The organism is Pontibacillus sp. HMF3514, assembly GCF_009858175.1.
Lineage (GTDB): Bacteria > Bacillota > Bacilli > Bacillales > BH030062 > Pontibacillus.
Genome location: NZ_CP047393.1, coordinates 3,143,347 through 3,167,465, shown reverse-complemented (window position 1 = coordinate 3,167,465; position 24,119 = coordinate 3,143,347). Strand labels below are relative to the sequence as shown.

The 24,119-nt window shown below is 38.0% G+C and carries 30 protein-coding genes and 1 other annotated feature; of the genes, 15 read left to right on the top strand and 15 right to left on the bottom strand.

Annotation, left to right across the window (positions count from 1 at the left end):
- Positions 1–27: 27 nt before the first annotated feature.
- Positions 28–1,122, bottom strand: a complete 1,095-nt coding sequence (locus GS400_RS16275) for a nitric oxide synthase oxygenase (RefSeq protein ID WP_160104664.1) — start codon at positions 1,120–1,122, stop codon at positions 28–30.
- A 166-nt stretch (positions 1,123–1,288) separates the two neighbouring features.
- Between GS400_RS16275 and GS400_RS16270 the strand changes: the two genes are divergently transcribed.
- Positions 1,289–2,161, top strand: coding sequence for a 5'-3' exonuclease (locus GS400_RS16270; RefSeq protein WP_255454146.1), 873 nt, complete (start codon positions 1,289–1,291; stop codon positions 2,159–2,161).
- A 64-nt stretch (positions 2,162–2,225) separates the two neighbouring features.
- On the opposite strand, the gene metG is transcribed toward GS400_RS16270, so the two are convergent.
- Positions 2,226–3,854 (bottom strand): methionine--tRNA ligase, encoded by a 1,629-nt coding sequence (metG, locus tag GS400_RS16265; RefSeq protein ID WP_160103530.1) that lies wholly within the window; start codon positions 3,852–3,854, stop codon positions 2,226–2,228.
- Positions 3,855–3,920: 66 nt separating this feature from the next.
- Positions 3,921–4,225: a binding site (T-box leader), on the bottom strand.
- Positions 4,226–4,339: 114 nt separating this feature from the next.
- On the opposite strand from metG, the gene GS400_RS16260 reads away from it, so the two are divergent.
- Positions 4,340–4,579, top strand: coding sequence for a hypothetical protein (locus tag GS400_RS16260; RefSeq protein ID WP_160103529.1), 240 nt, complete (start codon positions 4,340–4,342; stop codon positions 4,577–4,579).
- 358 nt (positions 4,580–4,937) lie between these two features.
- Positions 4,938–5,867: a glycine betaine ABC transporter substrate-binding protein gene (locus GS400_RS16255; RefSeq protein WP_160103527.1), complete on the top strand. Its 930-nt coding sequence runs from the start codon at positions 4,938–4,940 to the stop codon at positions 5,865–5,867.
- Between the two features lie 182 nt (positions 5,868–6,049).
- On the opposite strand, the gene GS400_RS16250 is transcribed toward GS400_RS16255, so the two are convergent.
- Positions 6,050–6,235 (bottom strand): YqaE/Pmp3 family membrane protein, encoded by a 186-nt coding sequence (locus GS400_RS16250; protein WP_160103525.1) that lies wholly within the window; start codon positions 6,233–6,235, stop codon positions 6,050–6,052.
- Between the two features lie 167 nt (positions 6,236–6,402).
- Between GS400_RS16250 and GS400_RS16245 the strand changes: the two genes are divergently transcribed.
- The 6 genes from GS400_RS16245 to GS400_RS16220 all read left to right on the top strand — a co-directional run bounded on the left by GS400_RS16245 (position 6,403) and on the right by GS400_RS16220 (position 9,956).
- Positions 6,403–7,203, top strand: coding sequence for a VLRF1 family aeRF1-type release factor (locus GS400_RS16245; protein WP_160103523.1), 801 nt, complete (start codon positions 6,403–6,405; stop codon positions 7,201–7,203).
- A gap of 183 nt (positions 7,204–7,386) precedes the next feature.
- Positions 7,387–7,692, top strand: a complete 306-nt coding sequence (locus GS400_RS16240) for an antibiotic biosynthesis monooxygenase family protein (RefSeq protein WP_160103521.1) — start codon at positions 7,387–7,389, stop codon at positions 7,690–7,692.
- Positions 7,689–8,054, top strand: a complete 366-nt coding sequence (locus tag GS400_RS16235; protein WP_160103519.1) for a hypothetical protein — start codon at positions 7,689–7,691, stop codon at positions 8,052–8,054. The genes GS400_RS16240 and GS400_RS16235 overlap by 4 nt, the downstream gene beginning before the upstream one ends.
- Before the next feature lie 5 nt (positions 8,055–8,059).
- Entirely contained in the window at positions 8,060–8,704 is a 645-nt protein-coding gene (locus tag GS400_RS16230) for a cobalamin B12-binding domain-containing protein (protein ID WP_160103517.1), read from the top strand.
- A complete protein-coding gene (locus GS400_RS16225) occupies positions 8,688–9,440 on the top strand; it encodes an STAS domain-containing protein (RefSeq protein WP_160103515.1) in 753 nt (250 codons plus the stop codon). Before GS400_RS16230 ends, GS400_RS16225 begins: the two co-directional genes overlap by 17 nt.
- A 246-nt stretch (positions 9,441–9,686) precedes the next feature.
- Positions 9,687–9,956, top strand: a complete 270-nt coding sequence (locus GS400_RS16220; protein ID WP_160103513.1) for a glutaredoxin family protein — start codon at positions 9,687–9,689, stop codon at positions 9,954–9,956.
- A 47-nt stretch (positions 9,957–10,003) separates the two neighbouring features.
- Here the strand turns inward: GS400_RS16220 and crcB (GS400_RS16215) are convergent, their stop codons facing one another.
- From crcB (GS400_RS16215) to GS400_RS20220, 8 genes are all read right to left on the bottom strand, one after another.
- A complete protein-coding gene (gene crcB / locus GS400_RS16215) occupies positions 10,004–10,360 on the bottom strand; it encodes a fluoride efflux transporter CrcB (RefSeq protein ID WP_160103511.1) in 357 nt (118 codons plus the stop codon).
- Positions 10,357–10,737, bottom strand: a complete 381-nt coding sequence (gene crcB, locus GS400_RS16210) for a fluoride efflux transporter CrcB (protein ID WP_160103509.1) — start codon at positions 10,735–10,737, stop codon at positions 10,357–10,359. Before crcB (GS400_RS16210) ends, crcB (GS400_RS16215) begins: the two co-directional genes overlap by 4 nt.
- A 111-nt stretch (positions 10,738–10,848) precedes the next feature.
- The gene (locus GS400_RS16205) at positions 10,849–11,262 is read right to left on the bottom strand and encodes a Fur family transcriptional regulator (protein ID WP_160103507.1); all 414 of its coding nucleotides are present in this window, start codon (positions 11,260–11,262) and stop codon (positions 10,849–10,851) included.
- Positions 11,259–12,113 (bottom strand): metal ABC transporter permease, encoded by an 855-nt coding sequence (locus tag GS400_RS16200; protein WP_160103505.1) that lies wholly within the window; start codon positions 12,111–12,113, stop codon positions 11,259–11,261. Before GS400_RS16200 ends, GS400_RS16205 begins: the two co-directional genes overlap by 4 nt.
- 13 nt (positions 12,114–12,126) lie before the next feature.
- A complete protein-coding gene (locus tag GS400_RS16195) occupies positions 12,127–12,882 on the bottom strand; it encodes a metal ABC transporter ATP-binding protein (RefSeq protein ID WP_160103503.1) in 756 nt (251 codons plus the stop codon).
- Positions 12,883–12,900: 18 nt separating this feature from the next.
- Positions 12,901–13,857, bottom strand: coding sequence for a metal ABC transporter solute-binding protein, Zn/Mn family (locus tag GS400_RS16190; protein ID WP_160103501.1), 957 nt, complete (start codon positions 13,855–13,857; stop codon positions 12,901–12,903).
- A 144-nt stretch (positions 13,858–14,001) separates the two neighbouring features.
- On the bottom strand, positions 14,002–15,534 hold the full coding sequence (locus GS400_RS16185; RefSeq protein ID WP_160103499.1) for an MFS transporter: 1,533 nt from the start codon (positions 15,532–15,534) through the stop codon (positions 14,002–14,004).
- 133 nt (positions 15,535–15,667) lie between these two features.
- Positions 15,668–15,829, bottom strand: a complete 162-nt coding sequence (locus GS400_RS20220; RefSeq protein WP_236560996.1) for a hypothetical protein — start codon at positions 15,827–15,829, stop codon at positions 15,668–15,670.
- Positions 15,830–16,230: 401 nt separating this feature from the next.
- Here GS400_RS20220 and GS400_RS16175 point away from each other — a divergent pair, with 401 nt between their 5' ends.
- Both GS400_RS16175 and argH read left to right on the top strand, forming a co-directional pair.
- Positions 16,231–17,439: an argininosuccinate synthase gene (locus tag GS400_RS16175; RefSeq protein ID WP_160103495.1), complete on the top strand. Its 1,209-nt coding sequence runs from the start codon at positions 16,231–16,233 to the stop codon at positions 17,437–17,439.
- Positions 17,440–17,451: 12 nt separating this feature from the next.
- The gene (gene argH / locus GS400_RS16170) at positions 17,452–18,822 is read left to right on the top strand and encodes an argininosuccinate lyase (RefSeq protein ID WP_160103493.1); all 1,371 of its coding nucleotides are present in this window, start codon (positions 17,452–17,454) and stop codon (positions 18,820–18,822) included.
- 99 nt (positions 18,823–18,921) lie between these two features.
- Here the strand turns inward: argH and GS400_RS16165 are convergent, their stop codons facing one another.
- On the bottom strand, positions 18,922–19,098 hold the full coding sequence (locus GS400_RS16165) for a hypothetical protein (RefSeq protein ID WP_160103491.1): 177 nt from the start codon (positions 19,096–19,098) through the stop codon (positions 18,922–18,924).
- A complete protein-coding gene (locus GS400_RS20345; RefSeq protein WP_255454145.1) occupies positions 19,079–19,210 on the bottom strand; it encodes a hypothetical protein in 132 nt (43 codons plus the stop codon). Before GS400_RS20345 ends, GS400_RS16165 begins: the two co-directional genes overlap by 20 nt.
- Before the next feature lie 290 nt (positions 19,211–19,500).
- Here GS400_RS20345 and GS400_RS16160 point away from each other — a divergent pair, with 290 nt between their 5' ends.
- The 4 genes from GS400_RS16160 (at position 19,501) to copZ (ending at position 22,972) form a co-directional block, all read left to right on the top strand.
- Complete coding sequence (locus tag GS400_RS16160) at positions 19,501–19,884, top strand: DUF302 domain-containing protein (RefSeq protein ID WP_160103489.1); 384 nt, start codon at positions 19,501–19,503, stop codon at positions 19,882–19,884.
- 142 nt (positions 19,885–20,026) lie between these two features.
- Entirely contained in the window at positions 20,027–20,347 is a 321-nt protein-coding gene (locus GS400_RS16155) for a metal-sensing transcriptional repressor (RefSeq protein ID WP_160103487.1), read from the top strand.
- 11 nt (positions 20,348–20,358) lie between these two features.
- A complete protein-coding gene (locus tag GS400_RS16150; RefSeq protein WP_160103485.1) occupies positions 20,359–22,743 on the top strand; it encodes a heavy metal translocating P-type ATPase in 2,385 nt (794 codons plus the stop codon).
- Between the two features lie 22 nt (positions 22,744–22,765).
- Positions 22,766–22,972, top strand: coding sequence for a copper chaperone CopZ (gene copZ, locus GS400_RS16145; protein WP_160103483.1), 207 nt, complete (start codon positions 22,766–22,768; stop codon positions 22,970–22,972).
- Between the two features lie 315 nt (positions 22,973–23,287).
- On the opposite strand, the gene GS400_RS16140 is transcribed toward copZ, so the two are convergent.
- Together GS400_RS16140 and GS400_RS16135 are read right to left on the bottom strand one after the other, a co-directional pair.
- On the bottom strand, positions 23,288–23,620 hold the full coding sequence (locus GS400_RS16140) for a spore coat protein (protein ID WP_160103481.1): 333 nt from the start codon (positions 23,618–23,620) through the stop codon (positions 23,288–23,290).
- 17 nt (positions 23,621–23,637) lie between these two features.
- On the bottom strand, positions 23,638–23,916 hold the full coding sequence (locus GS400_RS16135; RefSeq protein ID WP_160103479.1) for a hypothetical protein: 279 nt from the start codon (positions 23,914–23,916) through the stop codon (positions 23,638–23,640).
- Positions 23,917–24,119 lie beyond the last annotated feature (203 nt).

The window sequence follows — 24,119 nt, the reverse complement described above, 5'->3', positions numbered from 1 at the left end:
GGTACACCTAATTAGATGCACCTCTTTTTATGATTCTTCATATGGCTTGTCTTGATAAAAGTAATTGGGAGAATGCATGGTATCATCATAGGAACTATGGAAAATATGAGTTGAAGCAGGGGAAATAGGAGGAATCAGCCATGTCCAGTCCCCTGTTACTTCACGCCCGCAAGCACTTTCTTTTTGTTCAAACAAATGAAACTGTTGGGCAGCGGAATGATGATCTACTATACTTACCCCATCCTCTTTAAATGAATGGAGTACAGCTGTATTCAACTCAATCAAAGCACGATCTTTCCATAGAGTTGCATTGCGCCTCACATTATAGCCGAGGTATTCACCTACTGTTGGTAGCATGTTGTACCGGAACTCATCGGCTAAGTTTCGAGCACCGATCTCCGTTTCCATGTACCATCCATTAAAAGGAGCGGCTACATATTCAATGCCTCCCACTTCTAGTTTCATATCTGAAATAATTGGGACGCCATACCATTTAAGGCGCAGTTCTTGAAACCAATCATATTCTGGATGTCTTAAAGGGACTTCTAAAATATGATCTTTTGGTACTTCAAATAATTTGGGTTCTTGTTCATGTACTTGAATGACCCAAGGGAGAATATCAAAAGATGTTCCTTCTCCTTGCCAACCCAGTTCTTTACATTTTTTAGTGAATTCTACCGAGGCAGGATCGCCTATTACGCCACCATCCTCTACATATCCTGCATATCGAAGGAGTTGATGGTTCCATATACGGACAGGTGTTTCTTCATTTGTTTTTGGTTTGAAAATGGAGATTGTAGAACGAATTTTACCGCCATTCGTTGCATAGTCCAAGTGGTGAACTAAAGCATCTTTTATATCTTCAGCATGGTCTAAATGACGGTAGTCAAAAACTTTTAATGAATCCCAGAACAGGCGACCAATACATCGGTTGCTATTGCGCCAAGCTACTTTTGCTCCATATTCTAATTCTTCAAATGTATGTTCATAATGGTTATGTTTTTCAATTTCATCTTGTATCTGTAGTAAGCGTTGCTTCTTTTCATCTTCAGCTTTTCCTAACTCGGAGTAACACTGTTGAATAAACGCTTCAGCTTTTTTATAGAATTCCTCATTCACGATGGTGTACCTCCACGTCGCTCAGTCTAGGGTGATTGTACCATACAAAATCTCATAATCGTAAAAGTGGAAATTGACAATTCTTAAACGACTAATGGGGAATTCCTCTTATTCCCGCCTCATTTCTAGTCTGTTTTTGTTATAATGCTTCTAAAGGGGTTGTCTTATTTTGAGTAATACAAAAGATAAAATTTTATTAGTAGATGGAATGGCGTTATTGTTCAGAGCCTTTTATGCGACGGCGATGAGCAATTATTTTATGGTAAATAGTAAAGGTGTTCCAACAAACGGTATCTATGGGTTCGTTAAGCACTTATTTACAGCAATTAATCATTATAAACCTTCACACGTGATCTGTTGTTGGGACATGGGAAGCTCAACGTTTCGTAATGAACTTTTTCCTGAATATAAAGCAAACCGAGGGGAGCCACCTGTCGAGTTAATCCCGCAATTTGATCTTGTCAAAGAAGTAACGGAATCACTTGATATTCCGAACGTTGGTTTGGCAGGGTATGAAGCGGATGATTGTATGGGCACATTAGCCGAGCATTATCGTGAGCAAGGTGAAGTGATCATTTTGACTGGTGACCAGGATATCCTGCAATTATTGAAGGAAAATATTTCTGTATCGATCTTGAAAAAAGGATACGGAAACTATGCCCTATATCAAGCAGCATCTTTTATAGAAGAAAAAGGGATAACGCCAGAGCAAATGATTGACTTAAAAGCTTTGATGGGAGATAGCAGTGACAACTATCCTGGTGTTAAAGGGATTGGAGAAAAGACAGCGTTGAAATTGCTTCAGGCTCACGAATCAATCGAAGGTATTCTTGAGAATTTGCCATCCTTAACAAAAGGGCAACGAAATAAAATTGAACAGGACTTAGAAATGTTACATCTTTCTAGAAAGCTAGCTCGTATCCATTGCGAGGTTGATGTAACCTGTTCATTAGATGATGCAGTCCTTGGTATTAATGAAGAGAAGATGAAAGCGAAATTTGAAGAGCTTGAGTTTCGTAAGTTGGATGGTATTTTGCAGTAATACAAACAAGAGCATATGTTAATATTAGGTGAATGAGAGCCAGGATGAATCTGGCTCTCATTTTTTACTTCCCAAGTTTCTCACGTTCTTTTTCTATGACACTAACATCAATCCGTTCAAACAAAGGTTTGATCTCTCCCAGTTTAGTAGGTAAGCTTTCAATTGGAGCCCATTTCAGCTCTTTTATATCTAGAATTGAACTAACTTGTTCACTTGAGAAAGGAAGAAAAGGAGAAAGAAGTTGAGCTAAGTTAGCGATGATTTTCGTGCATGTGAACAATGTATTCCGGCATTCAGGCTCATTCTCTCGAATTTGTATCCATGGCTGTCTTTCGTCAAAGTATTTATTAGCTTCTCGTACAAAGGAAAATACAGCCTCTAAAGCTCTTTTACATTCTCCTGCTTCAATGAATGTACCTACCTGGTTATAGACCTCCTTAATTCGTCTATCTATCGAGTCATCACTAACCCCACTAGGAATCTTGTTGCTATAAGACTTTTGGATGAACTTCAACGTACGATTAACAAAGTTTCCGTAAGCACCGAGTAGTTCGCTGTTATGACTATAGATAAATTCTCTCCAAGAAAAATCAGCATCCCTATACTCTGGAGCATTTATCGTTAAAAAGTACCGAATTGAGTCCGGATTGTATCGTTCCAATAGGTCAGGCACCCATTCCGCCCAATTCCGACTTGTAGATAGCTTTTTCTTTTCAATCGTCAAATACTCACTTGATAGTATGTGGTCCGGTAAGGATAACCCTTCATCGAGACCTTCTAAAACAGATGGCCAAATAATAGAGTGGAAGGGGATGTTATCTTTTCCATGAATATAGTAGGATTTTGTATTCTGTTTCCAAAATGGCATCCAGTCTGCCCCGTTTTGTTCTGCCCATTGTTTACTAGCGGATAAATACCCTGAAACAGCTTCAATCCATACATAAATTTTTTTGCCTTCAAACCCTTCACTTGGTACTGGCACACCCACTTCTAAATCCCGAGTAGCCGCTCGATCATGTAAACCTTCTTTTAAATAGCGCTTTGTAAGATGAATCGCATTTTGCCGCCATTCTTCTCGAGTCTTAGCTTTTTCCACAAGTTCTTCTAATTCTTTTTGAAAATGTGAAAGCGCAAAGTAATAATGCTCAGTAGGCTTAACAACAGGTGTATCTCCACACAATTTACACTTCTTATCTACGATATCTACAGGGTCTAAGAGGATTGAACATGATTCGCATTGGTCACCTCGTGCAGCTGCACCACACTTAGGGCAAGTTCCTTCTACATAACGATCTGGTAAAAAGCGTTCGCAGCTAGGACAAAATGTTTGGTCGACGGATTGTTTATAAAGGTGACCATGATCCAACAGCTTATGAAAAATGCGTTGTACTTCATCATGATGGTACAGTGAGTCGGTACGAGAGTAATTATCATAAGTAAATCCAAGTTTATTAAAGGTATCAACAAATTCCTTATGGTACTGATCTGCAATCTCTTTTGGTTTTACCCCTTCTTGTTTTGCTTTTATAGCTATAGGTGTCCCGTTACAGTCAGAGCCTGAAACATATAATACATCTTCACCCTTTAATCGATAATAGCGGGCTAAAATATCCCCAGGTAAAAGTGCCGTTAAATGACCTAAGTGCAAAGAGCCGTTGGCGTATGGCCATGCACCTCCAATAAAAATACTCATATTCTCTTTTCCTCCTTTTCATTGTCTAGCTCCAGCGACCTAAAAAAAGCTCGCCCTCTGACATAGTCAAAGGACGAGCTTTACTCGTGGTACCACCTTAATTTCCTAGTAATTCGCATCACCAGGCTCCTTAAGTACGGAACAGAAATTTGATCAGTGATTGAAAGTGAATCTTTTCAACCACAGCCTTACTCTGTTCTTATACTCTGGCATTGATATCGAGTGCCAAAACTCGTCACATTCTACTCTCTCTTGATTTCGATGTGAAGCTCAGGGTCCATGTTCATCCTGTCATGGCATTGCTTCCTTTCACCTAACGAAGCTCTCTGTAAAAGCATGTTCAGAATTACTCTTCCCATCATAGCTATTCAAAATATTGTATTTATCTTACACAAGTTTGTTCATGATGACAAATAGTAAAAGCAATCATGTTTAATGAAATACACAACGGGAATTCAATTCACAAAATCGATGGAGGGATTCAAATGGCACAATATCGTTTAAGTGACGTTAATGTTGGAGAAAATTATACCGCTAAAGAATTAGATAGTTTTGTATCAACAACAGACGTCATTCTTTTATCAAATAATGGGTCACAGTTGTTTACTGAACCTGATAGAGAATACAAAGTAACCATGGAGTTGGATGGCTTTTTCGAACACTCTTCTCAAGACGGAGAAAAATATTATCGTGATAAAAAAGCTTACATTGTAGAAAAAGTATAGGGACATAGAAAAATGCTTACCCAAGAAAATAAGGGTAAGCATTTTTTTATTCTAATTTCGATTAGAATTTTATTTTTTTAGAATCAATATTAAAGTGTTGGGTAAAATATACAATGAATTCGATATTCTATAGGAACATAAATTTATAAAAAAATTTTGTTGAAAAGTAAGTGTTCTAAAATTACTGACATGACAGTTTTTGAGCAAATTTTTGTATATTTTTGTTAAAAGATATTAAGATTGTGTCGAAGAAACTTTTTGTACAAACTGTTTACTTTATACAATGAAAATTGTATAATTGACTCTGTTTTCAAGAGATTATAAAAAAATTAGCAAAATTCGCAGGAGGGTCACACATATGAACATGATGAAAAAATGGTTACCTGTTCTAGGTCTTGGTCTATTACTAATCCTAGCTGCATGTGGCGGCAACAATGACACAGATCAAGGTGAAGGTAACGACAATGCAACTGATAACGAAGGGAACACTTCAGGAGAAAAAGGTACACTACAAATCGGCCTGAACAACTGGGCTGAAAACGTTGCCGTTTCAAACATGTGGAAGGTTATTCTTGATGACAAGGGCTATAATGTAGAACTTAAAACAGTTGAGAAGGCTGCTCTTTATGAAGCACTTAAGAATGATGACTTAGATGTAGGACTTGAAGTTTGGTTACCACATACAGATAAGCCTCTATACGATAGCTACAAAGAAGACGTAGCATTCCATAAAGACGAAACGTGGTTCGAAGGTACAGAACTAGGGCTTTATGTTCCTGAATACGTAGAAGATATTAATAGTATTCCAGACCTTAAAGGTAAAGCTGATAAATTCGGTGGAAACATTGTAGGGATTGACGCTGGTTCTAGCCTTTACGGATTAACAGAAGATGCTATTAAAGAATATGGTCTTGAGAATTACGACCAACAATCAGCGTCTGGACCATTCATGACAGCTGAACTTGGAAATGCAATTAAAGATGAAGAACCTATCCTAGTAACACTTTGGAAGCCACACTGGGTATTTGCTGAATACAAAGTTAAACTTCTTAAAGATCCAAAAGGCGTTTACGGTGAAAAAGAAGATATTAGTTGGATGTCTCGTCAAGGATTTAAAGAAGACATGCCTAAAGTTGCAAAAGCATTCAAAACATGGAAGATGGATGACGAATCTTTAGGTAGCCTTATGAATGAAGTGAAAAAAGCAGATGACCCTCTTGAGGGCGCTCGTACTTGGGTTGAAAACAATCAAGATCTAGTTGATGAGTGGACAAGTCATATCGAATAATAAACACAAAAATAGCCTGTCTTTTGACAGGCTATTTTTTGTGTCTATGCTTCCACGTTAAGAAAGTATTAAATTTTAGCAACGGAGCAATTCGACGTAGTGAAAATTTTGAAAGTATGAAGTATAAGCGCAACTAAGCCTCTGTCTGCGCCTTAAAAGGCTTGCCAATCGGCAAGTTTTCTTTATGATGTTTGGGCGTACTTTTTCATTCTTCGGTCATCTTTTTGATCTTTAACTACCATGACAGCGTGAATAGCGCCCGGTAACCAAAAGATCAGGGTCAAGATTAAGTTTATAATAGCCTGGAAAGGACGGCCTACAAAAAGAACCGCTACAGGTGGTAGTACAATAGCTAATAAATAGAGCATTATCTATGCCTCCTCTTATAAAATCTTACTTATCTAATTTCTACCCGACTATTATGAAGACAACACATAAAAAGTTATGAGAATTCCTATGTTTGATTTCATTTATTGACGGTTACATACATACCAAGGATGAATCATCCCATTCTACAAAGGAGTGGAAACAATAAATGAATTTACACAAAGAACTAAAACGATTAGAAAACTTTTATGCAGAAAAACCAGATCAAGTTTTAACCATGTATTTAAATACTGATTTATCTGACCCTGAGCAGCAGGGTGGAGAGTGGAAGATCCACTTTAAAAATGGTATGAATAACTTTGAACATTACCTACAAGAAAGCGGAAATAAAGATGAATTGAAGAATTTCCGTAACTTAAAAGAACAATTAGAAAAGTTTATTTTAGAATATGAGCGTAACCTTTCTAAAAGTCTTGTAGTTATCGCTTCTACCGATGGTGAGCTTTGGTTCGCACAACCTATTCAAATGCCTGTGAAAACGGAATTCTATTGGGAAGATACACCACAGCTTCACCAATTACGTGAACTACATGAGAAATTCCCTAGAACGGGTATTATTTTGGTGCAACAAAATAACATTAAAATTATTGAGTCTGAATTAGGAGCTGTACATGATACAGACCATTATGAATTAGATATTGATACAGAAGACTGGCGTCAAAACACAGGACCACACCAAGCAAAACCTTCTATGGGTTCGGGTAAGAGTCCTCAAAAAGAACAATTTTATGACCGTTTCCATGCCAATCAACAACGTTGGTATAAGAGCATTGCCCCAACACTAGATAAATTAGCAAAAGACGGTAATTGGGAAGCAATTTATATTGTTGGAAACAAAGAAGAAGCTGAAGAGATTGAATCTCATATGAACAAACCAATTACTGAGATTGTACCGAAGAACTTACTTGAACATGAAGAGACTAAGGTTATTGATGAGGTGGTTTTATAAAAAGATACAAGTGTATAACACTACTTCATGAAGAAATCCTACCGAACTTCGGTAGGATTTCTTTTATTAATATAGGAACTTGCACATTTATACCATCAATGCATCTACCTTAATTCAAAATAAATTTTATGATAAAATAATAATATTAAATGGAAATTTTATTCTACCAATAAGGAGTTCTTTATGTACATAGTAGATTCTACGGTTACAGTTCCTGAAGAAAAAGCTGATGAATTAATTGAAATTTACCAAAAGCGTTCTCGCAGTGTGGATAAGTGGGAGGGTTTTCGTTCCTTTCAATTACTTCAAAATGATAAACGTCCTGGAGAATTAACAGTTCATATGGAATGGGAATCTAAAGAACATTATATGAAATGGGCAACGAGTGAAGAGTTTCAAAAGATTCATGAATTAGAAAAAAATTATCCAGATCAAGAACTAGCTAATATTCCACCAAAAGTTAAGAAGTATAAGGTTGTAGCAGAATGAAGACATTAGAAAAAGAGAAGATCGTCCACCAGGTTGTTGAAGAAATTTATGAGGCATTTCCTTTTCTGTGGGACAAGTTCGGTGAAAATGGTCGAGAGCGTACAGCTGAAGATAATTACCATCACCTGGATCATCTTGAGACAACCTATCAATTGCAAGATGTTTCTTTCTTTTTAGACTATACGGATTGGTTAAACAGAGTGTTAACAAGTAGAAATGTTGGGACTCCTATCATTATTGATAATTATCAACGCCTTAAATCAGCTGTTCAGCTATTAGAAGATTCAGATGAAGAAGCCGCTTATCAACAATACTTAGATAAGGGGATCGAACAATTACAACAAGCTTCCACAGAGAGGTGATCAAAATGAGTCATCATAAAAAGATGGCAAACATGTTTCTTAATGGTCAGGAGGATGAGGCTCTTCAATACCTTCAAACCTTTCAAACCCCATTTGATCGAATGGTAGCGTATGAAAATCTTCTTACGCCATCTATGTATCACGTAGGAGAATTATGGGAAACGAATGAAATTTCTGTAGCTGATGAGCATTTAGCTACAGCGATTTGCGACTTTGTTCTCTCTCAAGTAGATGATTTACAGTCATCTAGTGAACAGGGAAAGAAAGTCCTTTTATTTGGTGTCGAAGAAGAGCAACATTACCTCGGCCTAAAAATGGTTGCCTCTATTTTTCGTGAAAAAGGGTGGAAGGTTCGTTATTTAGGACCCAATTTACCTCTCAGTCATGCACTCGTACAGGTTAATTCTTTTAAACCGGATGTGATTGGGGTTTCTGCAGCCTTATCTTATCGCCTACCTACATTGAAAAAAGTCATTGAATCACTTATGAATTTAGAGTGGGAACCTACAATTTTAATAGGTGGACGAATGGCTAAAAAGCATGACTTAACTTCATTTACATCAGACCGTGTATTTGTAATGAAGGATTTACATGCCTTACAAGAATGGTTAGAGGAGGATCAAAGAAACATCAATGCGACAAGTTCATGATCAATTACCTGTTCCTTTCGTAACCATAGATAGAAAATTTTACATTTTAGAATATACACCTGAAGCGAACGAATTGTTAGAATTACATCCTTCTTTCCTTGAAAGTGTGGATCAGGATAGTCATGACAAAGTTATAAAATGGGTGAACCCTGATGCTGGTAAGGTTAAAATTGAGATTAATATGCATAAGGGATCAGAAGTGTTTTTAATCGATCTTTATGTTAATTGGAAAAATGATTTGCAAGCAGAAGTGATGATGATGCCTAAGTACGAAGAGAACAATCATGTTTCAGGTATGCTTGAAAAGCTTCAAAAACGATTAAATGATACGAATTTTGAGTTATTAGAGGAGAAAGATAAGCTTGATGACGCAGTAGACCAAAACAATCGATTATCTGCCCCTTATGTTGGGCTGACTACTGATACAGCCTTAATACCTCTTTTTGGTGTTCTTGATGAGAGAAAGTTATTTGTCATCAAGGAGCAAATACTCGATGAAGCTCATCATTATAATCATGATCGAATCCTTTTTGACTTTACAGGCGTAGGAGCTTTTAATCCTGAGGCACTTCATTTGTTAAGAGATATTTTCACGAGCCTTCTTTATATGGGGAAAGAAGTTGTTATTATTGGAATCAAACCAGACCAAGCTCGTAAACTACATGAAATGTCTATTCAAATGAACCTTCAATTTATGCAGTCTCTTCAAAAAGCGATCGAAAAATATTGTTCTTAATGAAAGTCTTTTCTCAAATATGAGGGAAGGCTTTTTTTTAATTTCTACGTTTTACGAAAGGGAAATGATGGTAAAAAACCTCTAACAAATGGTATAAACTTTCAATCAATAGTATTAAAGTTCGGATGTATGGAAATTGTGACTTTCAGGGAAAATAGTAGTAAAATGTCGAAACTTGTGCGTAATCAAGTTTCATTGGTCAACCAGCATCAACATACGCTAATAAAAAAAGAGGAGGCGAACGATATGCCACAAAAGCTTATCCAAATTTATACGCATCCAACTTGTGAGGATTCACAAGCATTGAAGAGGTTTTTGTCTGAAGGTGAAGTTCCCTATAATGAAGTAGATGTGACAGAATCAAAGGAACGAAGAAACCAGCTTAAACATGATACTGGAAATGAAATCACACCTGGTATTGTCGTAGAAACAAAAAATTTATTTGGTAAGAAGAAGCGTAATACATTCTCGGGCTATAGTGCTAACAAAGGTAATATTGACCGACTATTACATTAATCTGAAAGACCTCCACAAGGGAAGGTTTCCTCGTGGAGGTCTTTACGTTAAAGAAAAAGAAAAACGACTATAACGGAAGCTAGGCTAAATAGTAAAGAGGATAGCACATATAGCATAGCCTTTTTGATATGTCCTTCTATGATCAAATGAACCGTTTCTTTACCAAAGGTGGAAAAAGTAGTGTAAGCCCCACAAAAGCCGACCCCGGCAAAAAGCCAAAATTCTTCAGATAACCTTTCTTTTATATGTAAAGAGATGAATAGAGCAAGTAATAGAGAGCCTGATATATTCGCAATCCATGTCCCTTTAGGGAAATGGAAGCTTCCTGTATTCCATCTGTTACTGATAATTGAACGGATTATTGCACCTAGTCCCCCACCTAAAGCGACCAAAAGAAAGTTCATGTAGAATGACCTCCCTTTTGTCCAGCTCTATATCCTGTCCAACTTAATAAAAGTCCACCTAAGATGCTGACTAGTACATAAAGGAAGGATAATAGTTGCTCCTGATTCATCCATAAATCGATTGTTTCTGTCGAAAAAGTAGAAAAGGTCGTAAATGAACCAATTAATCCAGTACCAAGACCTACTTGAATAGGACGATAGAGTTTAGAGGAAAGAACCGGATGCGAGACAAAGTAGGTCAAGAAAAAGCAACCAATTAAGTTTACAGCTAATGTCTCAAAAGGAAATGGGTGAAGGTTTTCGACCCATAATGAGATTGAGTACCTACCGATGGAACCAAGACAACCTCCAAGGAAAATGGCTATGTAAAAATGCATCCTATTAGTCACTCCTTTTCTATTGATGGGGCCTCAACTTCACAAGTTTATCATGATAAACCAAATACCTTCTAAACGTGTAAAAAAAATGCTTGGGCTATCCAAGCATTTTTAAGCGGTTTGACATGTTGGGCATTTACCGTAAATTTCAAATTTATGATCTTCGATTGCGAAGTCTTGTAATTCTTGTTTAACAGAGTTCATTGGACAAGTGTGAATCTCTTTCGTTTGTCCACAATCAAGACAGATAAAGTGGTGATGGTGGTGACTATCACACTTAATTCGGAAGTGTTTTTCACCTTCTAATTCTGTCACCTCTAATATGTCTAGTTCCACAAATAAATGCAAGTTTCGATAAATTGTATCAAAACTAATGTTTGTATAGTTTTCTCGCATATTCTCAAGTAAATCACGAGCTGTTCGGTAGCTATTTTCTTGATCAAAATAACGTAGCATGTCCTCGCGTTTATCTGTGTACTTATGACCTTGATCTTTTAATTGTTGAAGTGCACGATCTACATTCATGACATCACCTTCTTATAAGAAGAACGTTTTCTTAATCGTTTAAATCCTATTGTACCTATTAAAATCAAGACAGCTGTTATTACAATTGTACCACCTGGTGGAATTTCAAAGTAATAGCCAGCAATCTGTCCAATCAATACAGATGCTTCGCCGAATAGAATTGAATACATGATGGTTTGCTTAAACCCTTTAGCGATTCTAATACTAGCAGCGACTGGTAGGGTCATGAGAGCTGATACGAGTAACACACCGACAATTCGGATAGATGCGGCTATAACTAGAGCTGTTAATACTATGAATAAGAAATGAATACGACGAGCGTGTATTCCTGAAACGACAGCATGTTCTTCATCAAATGATAACATAAATAATTCCTTATAAAATATAACAATCAATATCGTAACCGCAATAGCAATGAATAGAATTGTCCAAAGATCTGTAGAACTTACTGCTACAACAGATCCGAATAAATAGTTAAATAAGTTCTGGTTAAACCCATTAGCGATGGAAATGAAAATAACGCTCAGGCCGACCCCAGCTGATAAAATAATCGGGATGGCAAGCTCCTGATAGGATTTATAGACTCGTCGTAATTGTTCAATGAATATCGATCCCAAAACGGAGAAACCAATACCTGTGTAAAAAGGTGTAATGGCGACTCCGCCTAACTTTTTATCTAACATAAGTCCAAACGCAATCCCTGAGAGTGTAACGTGGGATAAAGCATCAGCAATCAAGGATAATCTTCTTACGACAATGAACGTACCTAATAGAGGTGCGATAAAGCCGACTAAGATGCCTGTGAGAAATGCATTTCGCAAAAATGGTAGTTGTATAAAGCTTTCTAACATCGTCTAACCTCCATTAGTGATCATGTGTGACAACCTGAACAGGATGCCCGTATATATTGGATAGATCCTTTTCATTCATTTGTTCAAATGAAGAAGGATCACCATGAAAATGAATGTGTTTATTCAAGCACGCAATATCTGTAGCATAGGATGTCATCGTACCAATATCATGGGTGACAAATAGTAGTGTAATGCCTTTATTACGATTTAAATCTGCAAGCATGTTGTAAAAGCGCTCCACGTTCTCGGCATCAACACCTACAGTGGGTTCATCTAGTATGAGAAAGTCAGGTTCGCTCACTAAAGCGCGAGCGATGAATACACGTTGTTGCTGACCTCCAGAAAGGTCACCGACATTTTTATGAATGTATTCACTCATTCCAACAAGGTCAATGGCTTCCTTAATTTTTTCCTTATGCTTCTTACGAAAGAAGTGTAGATATCCCACTTTTGAAGTGAGTCCCATTGAAACAACTTCAAACACTGAAGCGGGAAATCCGGTATTAAAACTATTTGCCTTTTGAGAAACAAAGCCGATTCGATCCCAATCTTTGAACTTTTCAATAGGCGTTCCGAAAAGTTCAATATCTCCACGTTTATGCTTGATTAAGCCTAATATAAGCTTAATGAGCGTTGTTTTTCCAGATCCATTTGGGCCTACTAAACCTACAAAGCGACCAGGTTGAATAGTGAAATGAATATCTTCTAGAACCTCTCTGTCTTCGTAGGCATAGCTAAGATTCTTAATGTTAAGGATCGGTGAAGTCATGGTATAACCTCCTTTCGTTTAGTTATTTAATGCTTTTTCTAAAACATTTAAGTTGTGCTTCATTAAGGATAAATAATCTTGTTCTTCTTTTATATCTTGTTCAGTACGAACGGAAAGGTTATGAATCGTTAGGGATTTAGCTCCGATTTCCTTCTGGATCATGGATGCTACTTGATTCGATACATTCTGTTCAAAAATCATATAATTTACGTTTTCCTTTTTAGCTTTTTCGACTAGTCGTTTTACGTCTTTTTGAGATGGTTCATTGTTAGGCGAAATCCCGTTAACTGAAATCTGTTCAATTCCATAACGCTGCTCCCAATATCCGTATGCTGCGTGAGAAACAAACAATTTGTTTTGATCAGCTTGTTGGGTTACAGATTTAAATTGTTCGTGTAGAGATTCTAAGTCATTTATAAGCTTTTCGTAGTTTTCATTAAATTGTTTTTTGTGCTCTGGGGCTAATTTCACAAGCTCTTCCTTGATGTAATTAGCCATCATTTGAGAGCGGAGTGGGTCTAACCATACGTGTGGATCTTTTCCGCTATGGTTGTGACCGTGGTCTTCTTTCTGCTCTTCTTCATGTTCGTTATGGGTTTCTGTTTTATCAATTTCAACCTTCGTAAATAGCTCTTCATGTGCTCCGAGCTCCATTAATTGAACCTTTTCATCAGCTAATGCATCCGCAGCTGATTCAGCGAAACCTTCTAATCCTGCTCCTAAATAGATAAATGCATCACTTGTCGCAATTTCGGCCATTGTTTTAGCTGTAGGCTCATATGTGTGAGCATCTACTCCGGGTGGGTATATGGAGTTAGCGTTAACGTGTTCACCACCGATGCGTTCTGTGAAATATTGAATGGGATAAATGGATGTATATATTTTAAGTCCAGTTTCAGATGAGCTTTCTTGTGATGAACAAGCACTCATTAGCGTTACGATCATCATCAGCATTATTGCCATAATCTTTTTCATACATAATCTCCTCTTTTCTCTACCTTTCATGCCTATGTTATTTTATCGGAATGATTCCGATTTGTAAATAAGAATGATTCCGATTTATAAAAAAGCTGAAAAAAAGAAACACAAATCTTCTTGATCTGTGTTTCGAAAACCTTACTATCGAAGTTTTTTAACATATAATGCTCCAATAAACATAAAAACACTAATTGTCATAGCACTGTAAAATAATCCATTATAACCTTGTCCCACAACGGTTTGTAGCGTTTCAAGAAGAACGTCACGAACTTGATCATCCGATACGGATTGGAAGTCGGATTGGATGGTTTGGAATTCAGAGATTTGGGCTCTATTATCTTCATGCCCGGGAACTCCCTCAGTAGATAAGTTTGCTTCTTTTAGATTAGCCTGAGCGCGTTGGTCAAGGTTAGAAAATGTTCTAGCAATAAAACCTGCATATAGAGTAGGTGCAAGGGTCATGCCTAATTGTCGAAAAAGGGAGGTCGTACCAAGCGCAACCCCTTTTCGTTCCTCAGTTTTTTCTGTGGCTAGTACATTAATAGGAGCACCTAGCATCATACCAAAACCGAGTCCTACAAAAATACTGGCAATGACCATCTGCCATATGGTTTCTACCCATAATGGGAATAGGAAAAAGCCGATAAAAGCAATAATCGATGCTGTAAGTAGTGTTGTGATGGGACCTTTTTTATCGACAAGTGTTCCTCCACCGCCTGCTCCAACGCCTGAAGCGATAGCTAGTGGAGTGAACCAGTAACCTGCTTGTTCTCTTGGGATTTGTAAGTACTGCTCTAAAAAGCCAGGAATGAAAATGACAGAAGCCAGAATCATACCAGAAAAGGAAGCGAGTACTAGAGTCCAAAGAAAAGATGAAGTCTGAAATAATCTTATTGGGAGGAGAGGCTCTCTTTTGCGAGCTATGCGTTTCTCCACTTGAATCAGTGTTGCAATCAAAACAATCGCTAATACAGCAAAGATAAAGAAACGTGGCTGTAATAAGCTAGTTATGATATTTGATCCCTCAAGCATCGTTAAGCTAAGCATTAACGATAAGATAGCTGAAGTTAATAGGAAGATTCCAGCCCAGTCCATTTTTTCGTGATGGAGTTCTTGTTCTTCATTTATGTATTTAACTCCAAATAGGAGAAGTAGGATAGCGATTGGTATATTAATAAGAAACAACCAGTGCCAGCTTCCAGTTAGTTGAAGGATTAGAGCTCCTACATTTGGCCCCAAAACAGCTGCTATACCGTTCATGCCACCAATGACGCCAAGAGCCCTTCCTTGTTTTTCTTTAGGGAATGTATTCAAAATAAATGAACTTGCAATGATGAATATCCCCCCACCACCTAAGGATTGAATGAAGCGGGCGGTAAGGAACATAGGAAAGTTCACGCTCAGAGCAACGAGGAGTGATCCTAGTCCGAATAAGGCAATTTCAATGATAAACAACCTTTTCCGTCCGAACTGATCAGAGAGCTTTCCAACTATAGGAACTGAAATAGCTAGTCCAAGTGTATATAATGTAATGGTCCACGACCCCCAAGTTGCACTAACATCAAATGCATAAATTAAGGTCGTTAAAGAAGCGGTAATAATACCGTTATCAAGTGCAGCCATAAAGACTCCTATGGCAAAAACAAAAAGCGCTCCTTTTAATTCCCGTTGCATGGGTTTCCTCCTTCTATATAAAAACGATGAAAACGTTCTAGTAAGCTAATGAAATAGTAGCAATTATCTGGAGGAAGGTCAATTTAATACAAAAAAGCCAGAAATACATGAGGTATGCATTTCTGGCTTTTATTTAACAATCATCAGTTGTGGGTACGCCCGTTAATACAAAACCTCTTGAGCGTTTTTCAAGTGTTACTGTTTCAACTAAATGACGAACTTGATCCGCAATCGCTACTTGAATGCCATTGACAGTTTCTACAATATCATTTTTATGCGGCTCATCCAGAGCCACTCCTAACTGTGGGCCACCTCAGCCAATGCCAGCAAAGAACAGTCGAATTCCTTCTGCATCGTTATCATCTAATATAAGTTGCAGCTCCTGACTGGCTTCATCTGTGATATACATAAGATCACTCCTTATGATTCATCATAAAATACCTAACAGCGTATATTCAACTATTTAATTTTTTATAGCTTACGTACAGTTAAATTACCCCTTTGAAATTGGATTTACTCATTTGCTTCTAAACAGATAATTGTATGAGTATGCATGACCTTTATTTTTACTAGTATAAAATAATTATAATTATTGCATTGTTAAACAATATGTTTTTATATATTGTATATAAATACTGTTTTATGTATAATGATACGAAATAACAAAGTGAAAACTTATTAAGGGGAGTGGAGAGAATGAGTAACGGTAAAATTGTATTAGCGTATTCCGGAGGGCTAGATACCTCCATTTCAGTTAAATGGATTCAAGAGAAATATGGTTACGAAGTGATTGCTCTTGGCTTAGATGTAGGAGAGGGAAAAGATTTGACTACTATAAAAGAAAAAGCCCTAAACGTTGGAGCATCAAAAGCCTATGTCATTAATGGAAAGGAAGAGTTAGCCGAACAGTATTTACTTCCTTCCTTAAAATCTAATGCTTTATATGAAGGGAAGTATCCATTATCATCTGCTCTCTCTCGTCCTCTGATTTCAAAATTATTAGTAGAAATAGCGGAAAAGGAAGGAGCTGTGGCCGTTGCACATGGATGCACAGGTAAAGGAAATGATCAGGTGCGTTTTGAGCTATCCATCCAAGCTTTAAATCCTGATTTGAAAGTGGTTGCTCCTGTACGTGAATGGGGAATGACCAGGGATGAGCAGCTAAATTATGCACAGGAAAAAGGCATAGAAGTCCCAGTGAATAAAGAAAATCCTTTCTCAATTGATGCCAACATTTGGGGGCGTGCATGCGAAGCAGGTGTTTTAGAAGATACAGCTGTGGAAGCCCCAGAAGAGGCTTTTGATTGGACGAACCCACTCGTTTCTACACCTGATGAACCTGAATACGTAACTGTTGAATTTGATCAAGGACGTCCAGTTGCTCTAAATGGTGAAAAAATGGATCTTGTTTCCCTAATTGAAGAGTTGAATGATATTGGTGGTAAACATGGTGTTGGAAGAATAGATCACGTAGAAAACCGTTTAGTCGGTATTAAATCTAGAGAAGTATATGAAAACCCTGCAGCTCTTATATTAATTAACGCGCATAAGGAGCTTGAATTTTTAACCCTTACGAGAGAAGTAAGCCAATTTAAAACCACAATCGATCAGCAGATGACAAAATTAATCTATGATGGTTTATGGTTTTCTCCATTAAAAAATGCTTTAGAGGCATTTGTGGAGGAAACACAAAAGGTTGTGTCGGGCACGGTTCGTTTGAAGCTTCATAAAGGTCATAATGACGTAGTAGGTCGTGAATCAGCAAATTCTCTATATAATGAAGAGCTTGCCACTTATTTGCAGGGAGATATGTTTGATCATGAAGCGGCTGAAGGATTTATTAAACTTTGGGGGCTTCCTACAAAAGTATTTGCTCAAGTTCATAAAAACGTAACGCATTCATAAGAGGGGGATTTTATGTCTAAGCTCTGGGGCGGACGCTTTCAGAAGCAAACGAATGAATTGGTTGAGGAGTTTACGGCTTCTATTCAATTTGATCAAGAGTTTGCTGAAGAGGATATAGAAGGAAGTATTGCACATGTAACCATGCTACAAGAGAATGGTGTCATTACTGAAGAAGAAATGAGTCAAATAAAGAACGGCCTGTTACAAATACGAGACCAAATCCGAAATGGGACTTTTGAGTACACAGTTGCAGATGAAGATATTCATATGAATATTGAGAGAGGTTTGATTGAAGCAATTGGTCCAGTAGGAGGAAAGCTTCATACAGGAAGAAGTCGGAATGATCAAATTGCAACCGATATGCATTTGTACTTGCTTCGAAAAACCAAAGGATTCATTTATTTAATTGAAGAAGTGCAAAAGGTGATCCTTAAACAATCAGAGGATCATATAGAAACGATACTGCCGGGGTACACACACCTTCAGCGAGCACAACCTGTTTCCTTTGGACATCATTTGATGACTTATTTTTGGATGTTAGAACGAGATAAAAGTCGGTTTCAAGACAGTCTAAAACGTATAAGTATGTCTCCTCTAGGAGCAGGTGCACTAGCTGGTACTACTTTTTCTATTGATCGCTCGCGTACGGCTGAATTATTAAATTTTGATGAAGTGTACCCTAATAGTATGGATGCTGTTAGTGACCGAGATTTTATTCTTGAATTTTTATCGATTGCTTCAACTGTCATGATGCATATCTCCCGCTTATCTGAAGAAATGGTGATATGGAGTAGTCAGGAGTTTCAGTATATTGAAATAGACGATTCTTTCTGTACAGGTTCTAGTATTATGCCACAAAAGAAGAATCCGGATGTACCAGAATTACTACGTGCTAAAACAGGAAGAGTTTACGGAAATTTATTTAGTTTACTCACGGTCCTTAAAGGTCTACCTCTTGCTTATAATAAAGATATGCAAGAAGACAAAGAAGGAATGATTGATACAGTAAAAACGCTTGATGGGACGTTACGTTTGCTTGCTCCAATGATTGAAACTATGGTGGTTAAACACGAGAATATGAAAGCATCTGTCCAGCATGATTACTCGAATGCAACGGACATAGCTGACTATTTAGTGAACCAAGGAGCTACTTTTCGAGAAGCTCATGAAATTATAGGGAAAATTGTTCTATATGGTATTGAACAAAATAAATACCTTTTAGATTTAACCATAGCAGAATATAAGCAATTTAGTCCTTTATTTAAAGAAGATATATACGAAGTTCTTCAACCAATCTCAGTCATGAACGCGCGAAACAGTTATGGTGGAACATCCACATCTCAAGTTCAAAAACAAATTAACTATGCTAAAACCTTTCTTTAATCGTGTCATGTTGCTCTTTTTAAGGGCGACATGACATTTTTTTGTTCAGCAATCTGGCAGTAATATTGAATAAGCTGGTGCGGGATGGTTCCGTTACGTTTATGCAGCCCACCTTGGCCAAATGGTGAATAACGGAACCGCAGCGATGTTGAGAGGTCGATGCTTACGGACATCTGTTCCGTTATTTTGAACTTTTAAGGCATTACGAGAGTCGTTACGGACATATGATACCTTATTTGTGACAAATTGGTCTTTTTCAAAGGTGATTTGAAGCAAATAACGGAATGAATGTCCGTAAGCTCTTCAATGAAGTTAGATTAAGATAAAATAACGGAACAGATGTCCGTAAGGTTAAGAAATCACACAACCAGAGTCCGTTAATCTCCATAAACGCAAAGGGGTGAAGGAAACGGCAAACTCCCGCGGTAGAAAGGGCGGCCGAGACCCCACAGGAACGAAGTGACGAGGAGGCTCGGACGGTCTTCCGCAGGAGTATTGCCGTTTCTCTGAACCCCTATCTCTCACAAACGCAACGGACTGCTCTCATTTTATCTCGAAACCAAGTCTTCAAGATAAGGGGGGCTATCATTGATTAAGTTTCCCTGATCAAATTATTCGTTTTAACTATACCATTCAGGGTATAATGTATAATGAAGAAAATGATTGGAGGGATATTGGATGTTTCACTACACTGTAGAAACACAAAAGTCATTGGATGAAGCAGTGCAATCACTTGAAGAAGAGTTGAAAAAAGAAAAGTTTGGTGTGTTATGGGACTTCAATGTTAAAGAAACACTAAACAATAAAGGGTTCGATTTTGATAATACGTACCGAATCTTAGAAGTATGTAACCCTGGAGAAGCGAAAAAGGTTCTATCGAAGAATCCACTTGTGAGTTACTTCCTTCCTTGTAAAATCGTTGTTTATGAAGAAGGCGATCAGAACAAAATCGGAATGCCGAAACCAACCCAATTAATTGAATTTGTAGAAGACCCTGAATTAAATGATATTGCAAAAGATATTGAAGACAGAATGGTAGCTTGTATTGAAGAAGCGAAATAAGCTTGAATACCTCCTGGGAAACCAGGGGGTATTTTAAATTCAATAAACTAAAAACCTTATTAAACAAATAAAGATTATAACTTGACTGATAATACATAACGGGGGTATAGTAAAAGAAAGAACTTTAAGAGGTGGTGGTTTCATGACCAATCATGAAGAATTACCTGAAGATAGCGGAAAGCAACCAGTAACACCTAGAACAGATGATGAAAAACAACTTGTTTTGAACCGCCTAAAAAGAATAGAAGGTCAAGTTCGAGGAATACAAAAGATGATTGAAGAAGATCGGTACTGTGTAGATATCCTTGTTCAAATATCAGCGATTAACAATGCGCTCAAAAAGGCGGGCTTCTCCCTTATGGAACGACACACGCACCACTGTGTTTCAGATGCCATTCAAAAGGGTGAAGGAGAAGAAGCCATTGATGAATTAATGAAAGTCATGCAACAGTTTTCTAAATAGGAGGTGGAAGCATGAGTGAAGAAAAACACATTAATGTCGGTGTCACGGGCATGACATGTGCTGCCTGTTCTACACGAATTGAGAAAGTATTAAACAAAATGGATGGGGTAGATGCAAAAGTCAATCTTGCAATGGAGAAGGCTTCAATTGATTATGATGCGGATCAAGTAACACCTGAAGATATTTCAGCACGAATAGAAAAGCTTGGATATGGTGTTCAAACCGAAAAATTGGAGTTAGATGTATATGGTATGACATGTGCTGCATGCTCCTCCCGTATAGAAAAAGTCCTCAATAAAATGGACGGTATTCAAGAAGCGAGCGTAAACTTAGCAAATGAAACAGCACTTGTAGAATATACCCCTGGCCTTGTGTCATTAGACGATATCATCGCTCGTATTCAAAAACTTGGCTATGATGCTGAGGAGCGAGCGGACCGAGAAGAGAAATCGTCTCAAAAAGAAGAAGAACTTAAGAAAAAAAGAATTAAGCTAATTGTTTCAGCAATCTTGTCTCTTCCATTACTCTATACCATGTTTGAGCACTTGTTTGGGCTGCCGGTTCCAGACTTACTCATGAATCCATGGCTTCAATTAATCCTGGCAACTCCAGTTCAATTTGTCATCGGTTGGCAATTTTATGAGGGAGCTTATAAAAACCTCAAGAATAAAACAGCAAACATGGATGTACTCGTTGCACTAGGTACAAGTGCTGCGTATTTCTACAGTTTAGCTGAAGCCATTCAAACGATTGGGCATCCGAGTAAAGAACCTCATTTGTATTTTGAAACAAGTGCGATCCTAATCACATTAATTTTATTAGGTAAATACTTTGAAGCGATTGCAAAAGGCAGAACAACGCAGGCAATTTCATCCTTGTTAAATCTACAAGCCAAGGAAGCTTCCGTTCTACGTGATGGAGAGGAACAAAAAGTGCCTGTTGAGCAGGTTGTTGTAGGAGATACAATTCTTGTACGTCCAGGTGAAAAGATCCCTGTAGACGGTGAAGTCATTAAGGGTACTACTTCAATTGATGAATCCATGATTACAGGGGAGTCTATTCCTGTAGAAAAGGATAACGGAGATAAAGTTATTGGTTCTACCATTAACAAAAATGGAACGATTCACATGCGTGCGACTAAAGTCGGGAAGGATACAGCCTTAGCAGGTATCATAAAAGTCGTGGAGGAAGCTCAAGGTTCCAAAGCGCCTATTCAGCGAATGGCCGATGTGATCTCAGGGTATTTTGTTCCGATTGTAGTAGGTATCGCTGTTTTAACCTTTGTCGTATGGATCACAATAGTGGCACCTGGTGATCTTCCTTTATCATTAGAAGCAGCAATTGCAGTACTCGTAATTGCCTGCCCTTGTGCTCTTGGACTGGCAACACCAACTTCCATTATGGTTGGCACGGGTAAAGCTGCTGAGCAAGGAATTTTATTTAAAGGTGGAGAGCATTTAGAGTCCACTCACAAAATCGACACCATTGTTTTTGATAAAACTGGAACGATCACAAAAGGTGAGCCAGAGGTCACGAACTTTGAAGGTACAGACGACGTGCTTGCTCTAGTAGCAAGTGCAGAGAAAGGATCTGAACACCCATTAGCTCAATCTATCGTTCAACATGCTGAATCTAAATCACTTGATTTAAGCGAAGTAGAGTGGTTCGAAGCGATACCAGGTCACGGTATCAAGGCCACGGTGAATGAGAAAAATGTATTAATTGGTACACGCACGTTATTTCAAAATGAAAACGTGGAATATAAAAACTATGATTCCTTTATGCAGTCTTGGGAGGAAGAAGGTAAAACCGCTATGCTTATTAGTGTAGATGGGAAAGCTGAAGGTGTAATTGCTGTAGCTGACACCATCAAACCTTCAGCTAAAGAAGCTCTCTCTCTCTTGAAGGAGCAAGGAATCGAACTTGTAATGCTGACTGGAGATAACGAACGCACAGCTCAAGCCATTGCTAAGCAAGTGGGGATTGACCGAGTAATTGCTCAAGTTGTCCCAGAGGAAAAAGCTGAACGCGTAAAAGAGCTCCAGCAACAAGACAAAAAAGTTGCTATGGTAGGCGACGGAATTAATGATGCGCCTGCATTGGCAACAGCGGATATTGGAATTGCAATCGGAACTGGAACAGACGTAGCGATTGAAGCTGCGGACGTAACAATTCTAGGCGGAGAGTTAACATTAATCCCTAAAGCGATTCGTCTAAGTCAGAAAACGATGCAAAATATCCGTCAAAACTTATTCTGGGCGCTTGCTTATAACACAGCAGGTATCCCAGTCGCAGCCATTGGATTGCTAGCTCCATGGATTGCTGGAGCAGCTATGGCATTTAGCTCTGTTAGTGTTGTTTCTAACTCACTTCGATTGAAGCGAGTTAAAATATAAAAAACGAGGAAAGGATGTTACGATGCAAATTACATTAGATGTACGAGGAATGACTTGTGGTCATTGCGAAAAGGCAGTTAAAGGTGCTTTAGAAGAATTAAATGGTGTTCAAGGTGTAGAGGTTCATCTTGATTCAAACCGAGTAGACGTAACATACGATGATGTTTACGTATCAAAAGAACAAATGAAATCAGCAATTGAAGAACAAGGCTACGACGTTGTAGCATAAATAGAAAACGTCATTCCGAATTGAATCGGAATGACGTTTTTTTAGGTGTGGATATTAAGAGCGCCTGCTTATGTGCCGTATCGCCCGGAAGGCACAGGGGTTCGCCGGAATATGGCAAAAGAGCGCCAGAATCGGACTAGAACCGCCTGAATCGGGTAAAGTGCGCCTGAAAATGGCAAAAGAGCGCCTGAATCAAGCTAGGACCGCCCGAATATGGCAAGAGATCGCCAGAATCGAGCTAGGACCGCCTGAATACGGCAAAAGATAGCCCATATCGTGCTAGAATCGCCTTCACATGACTCTCAAACCAGTAGTCTAATTCATATAAGGCAACTGGTTCTTGTACCCAGAAAACTGCTGATAGGACTGCTGCATCTTCTGCTGATCTGCAGCTTCAACGCTATACCAACCATTTTTAAACATAAGGTTATACATATTACGTTGAGTGTCTTGAGTTTCATTAAAAATAGATGAAATATCCTGATATAGATTCTGACAGCTCGCCTCGTTCATTGCTGTGCTGTATGCATCCGTCATGTACTTCTCTGTAGCAAGCATGTCATTCACGAAATCACGTTCATTCATTTGCTCATTTTTTGGTACTGCCGTTTCAGGGTTTTGTACCTTTTTACTTTGTTGATTGTTCATGATATTACCTCCTAACCTTAGTTTAATGGCGGTTGTTGCTGTGGTTGTGCATTTTGATTCAAGTGCTGTAAGATTTTTTCATAATGACGTTGGTGCATCTGACCTGCTTGCTCAAGTGATGATTTCAGCTCTTGGTTTTGACAGAAGCCAGCGTAGAAATGAGCTTTCTTAGCGGCAATTAGGTTCCAGCTAAGCATATCCGTAAGATATAGCTGGTCTTTTGTGCTCACCATCGTAGGTGGTTGAGGCATCACATTCATTTGATTTTGCTGACCGGTAGTTTGATTTTGTTGCATTTGAGGTACCCTCCTTACATAAGTCATGTATTCTGTTTTAGATTGCCTCAATTTGATTTGTGCTATGCTTTTGAGACTTAAGTCTTATCACTTTTATTTTTCAGACTCTTTTGTCAAAATTATATGTAACTAAAATAGTAAGAATTTTATACACGTTTTGTCGAAATTGATGATAAAATGTAAGTGGTTACATGATTGTTATA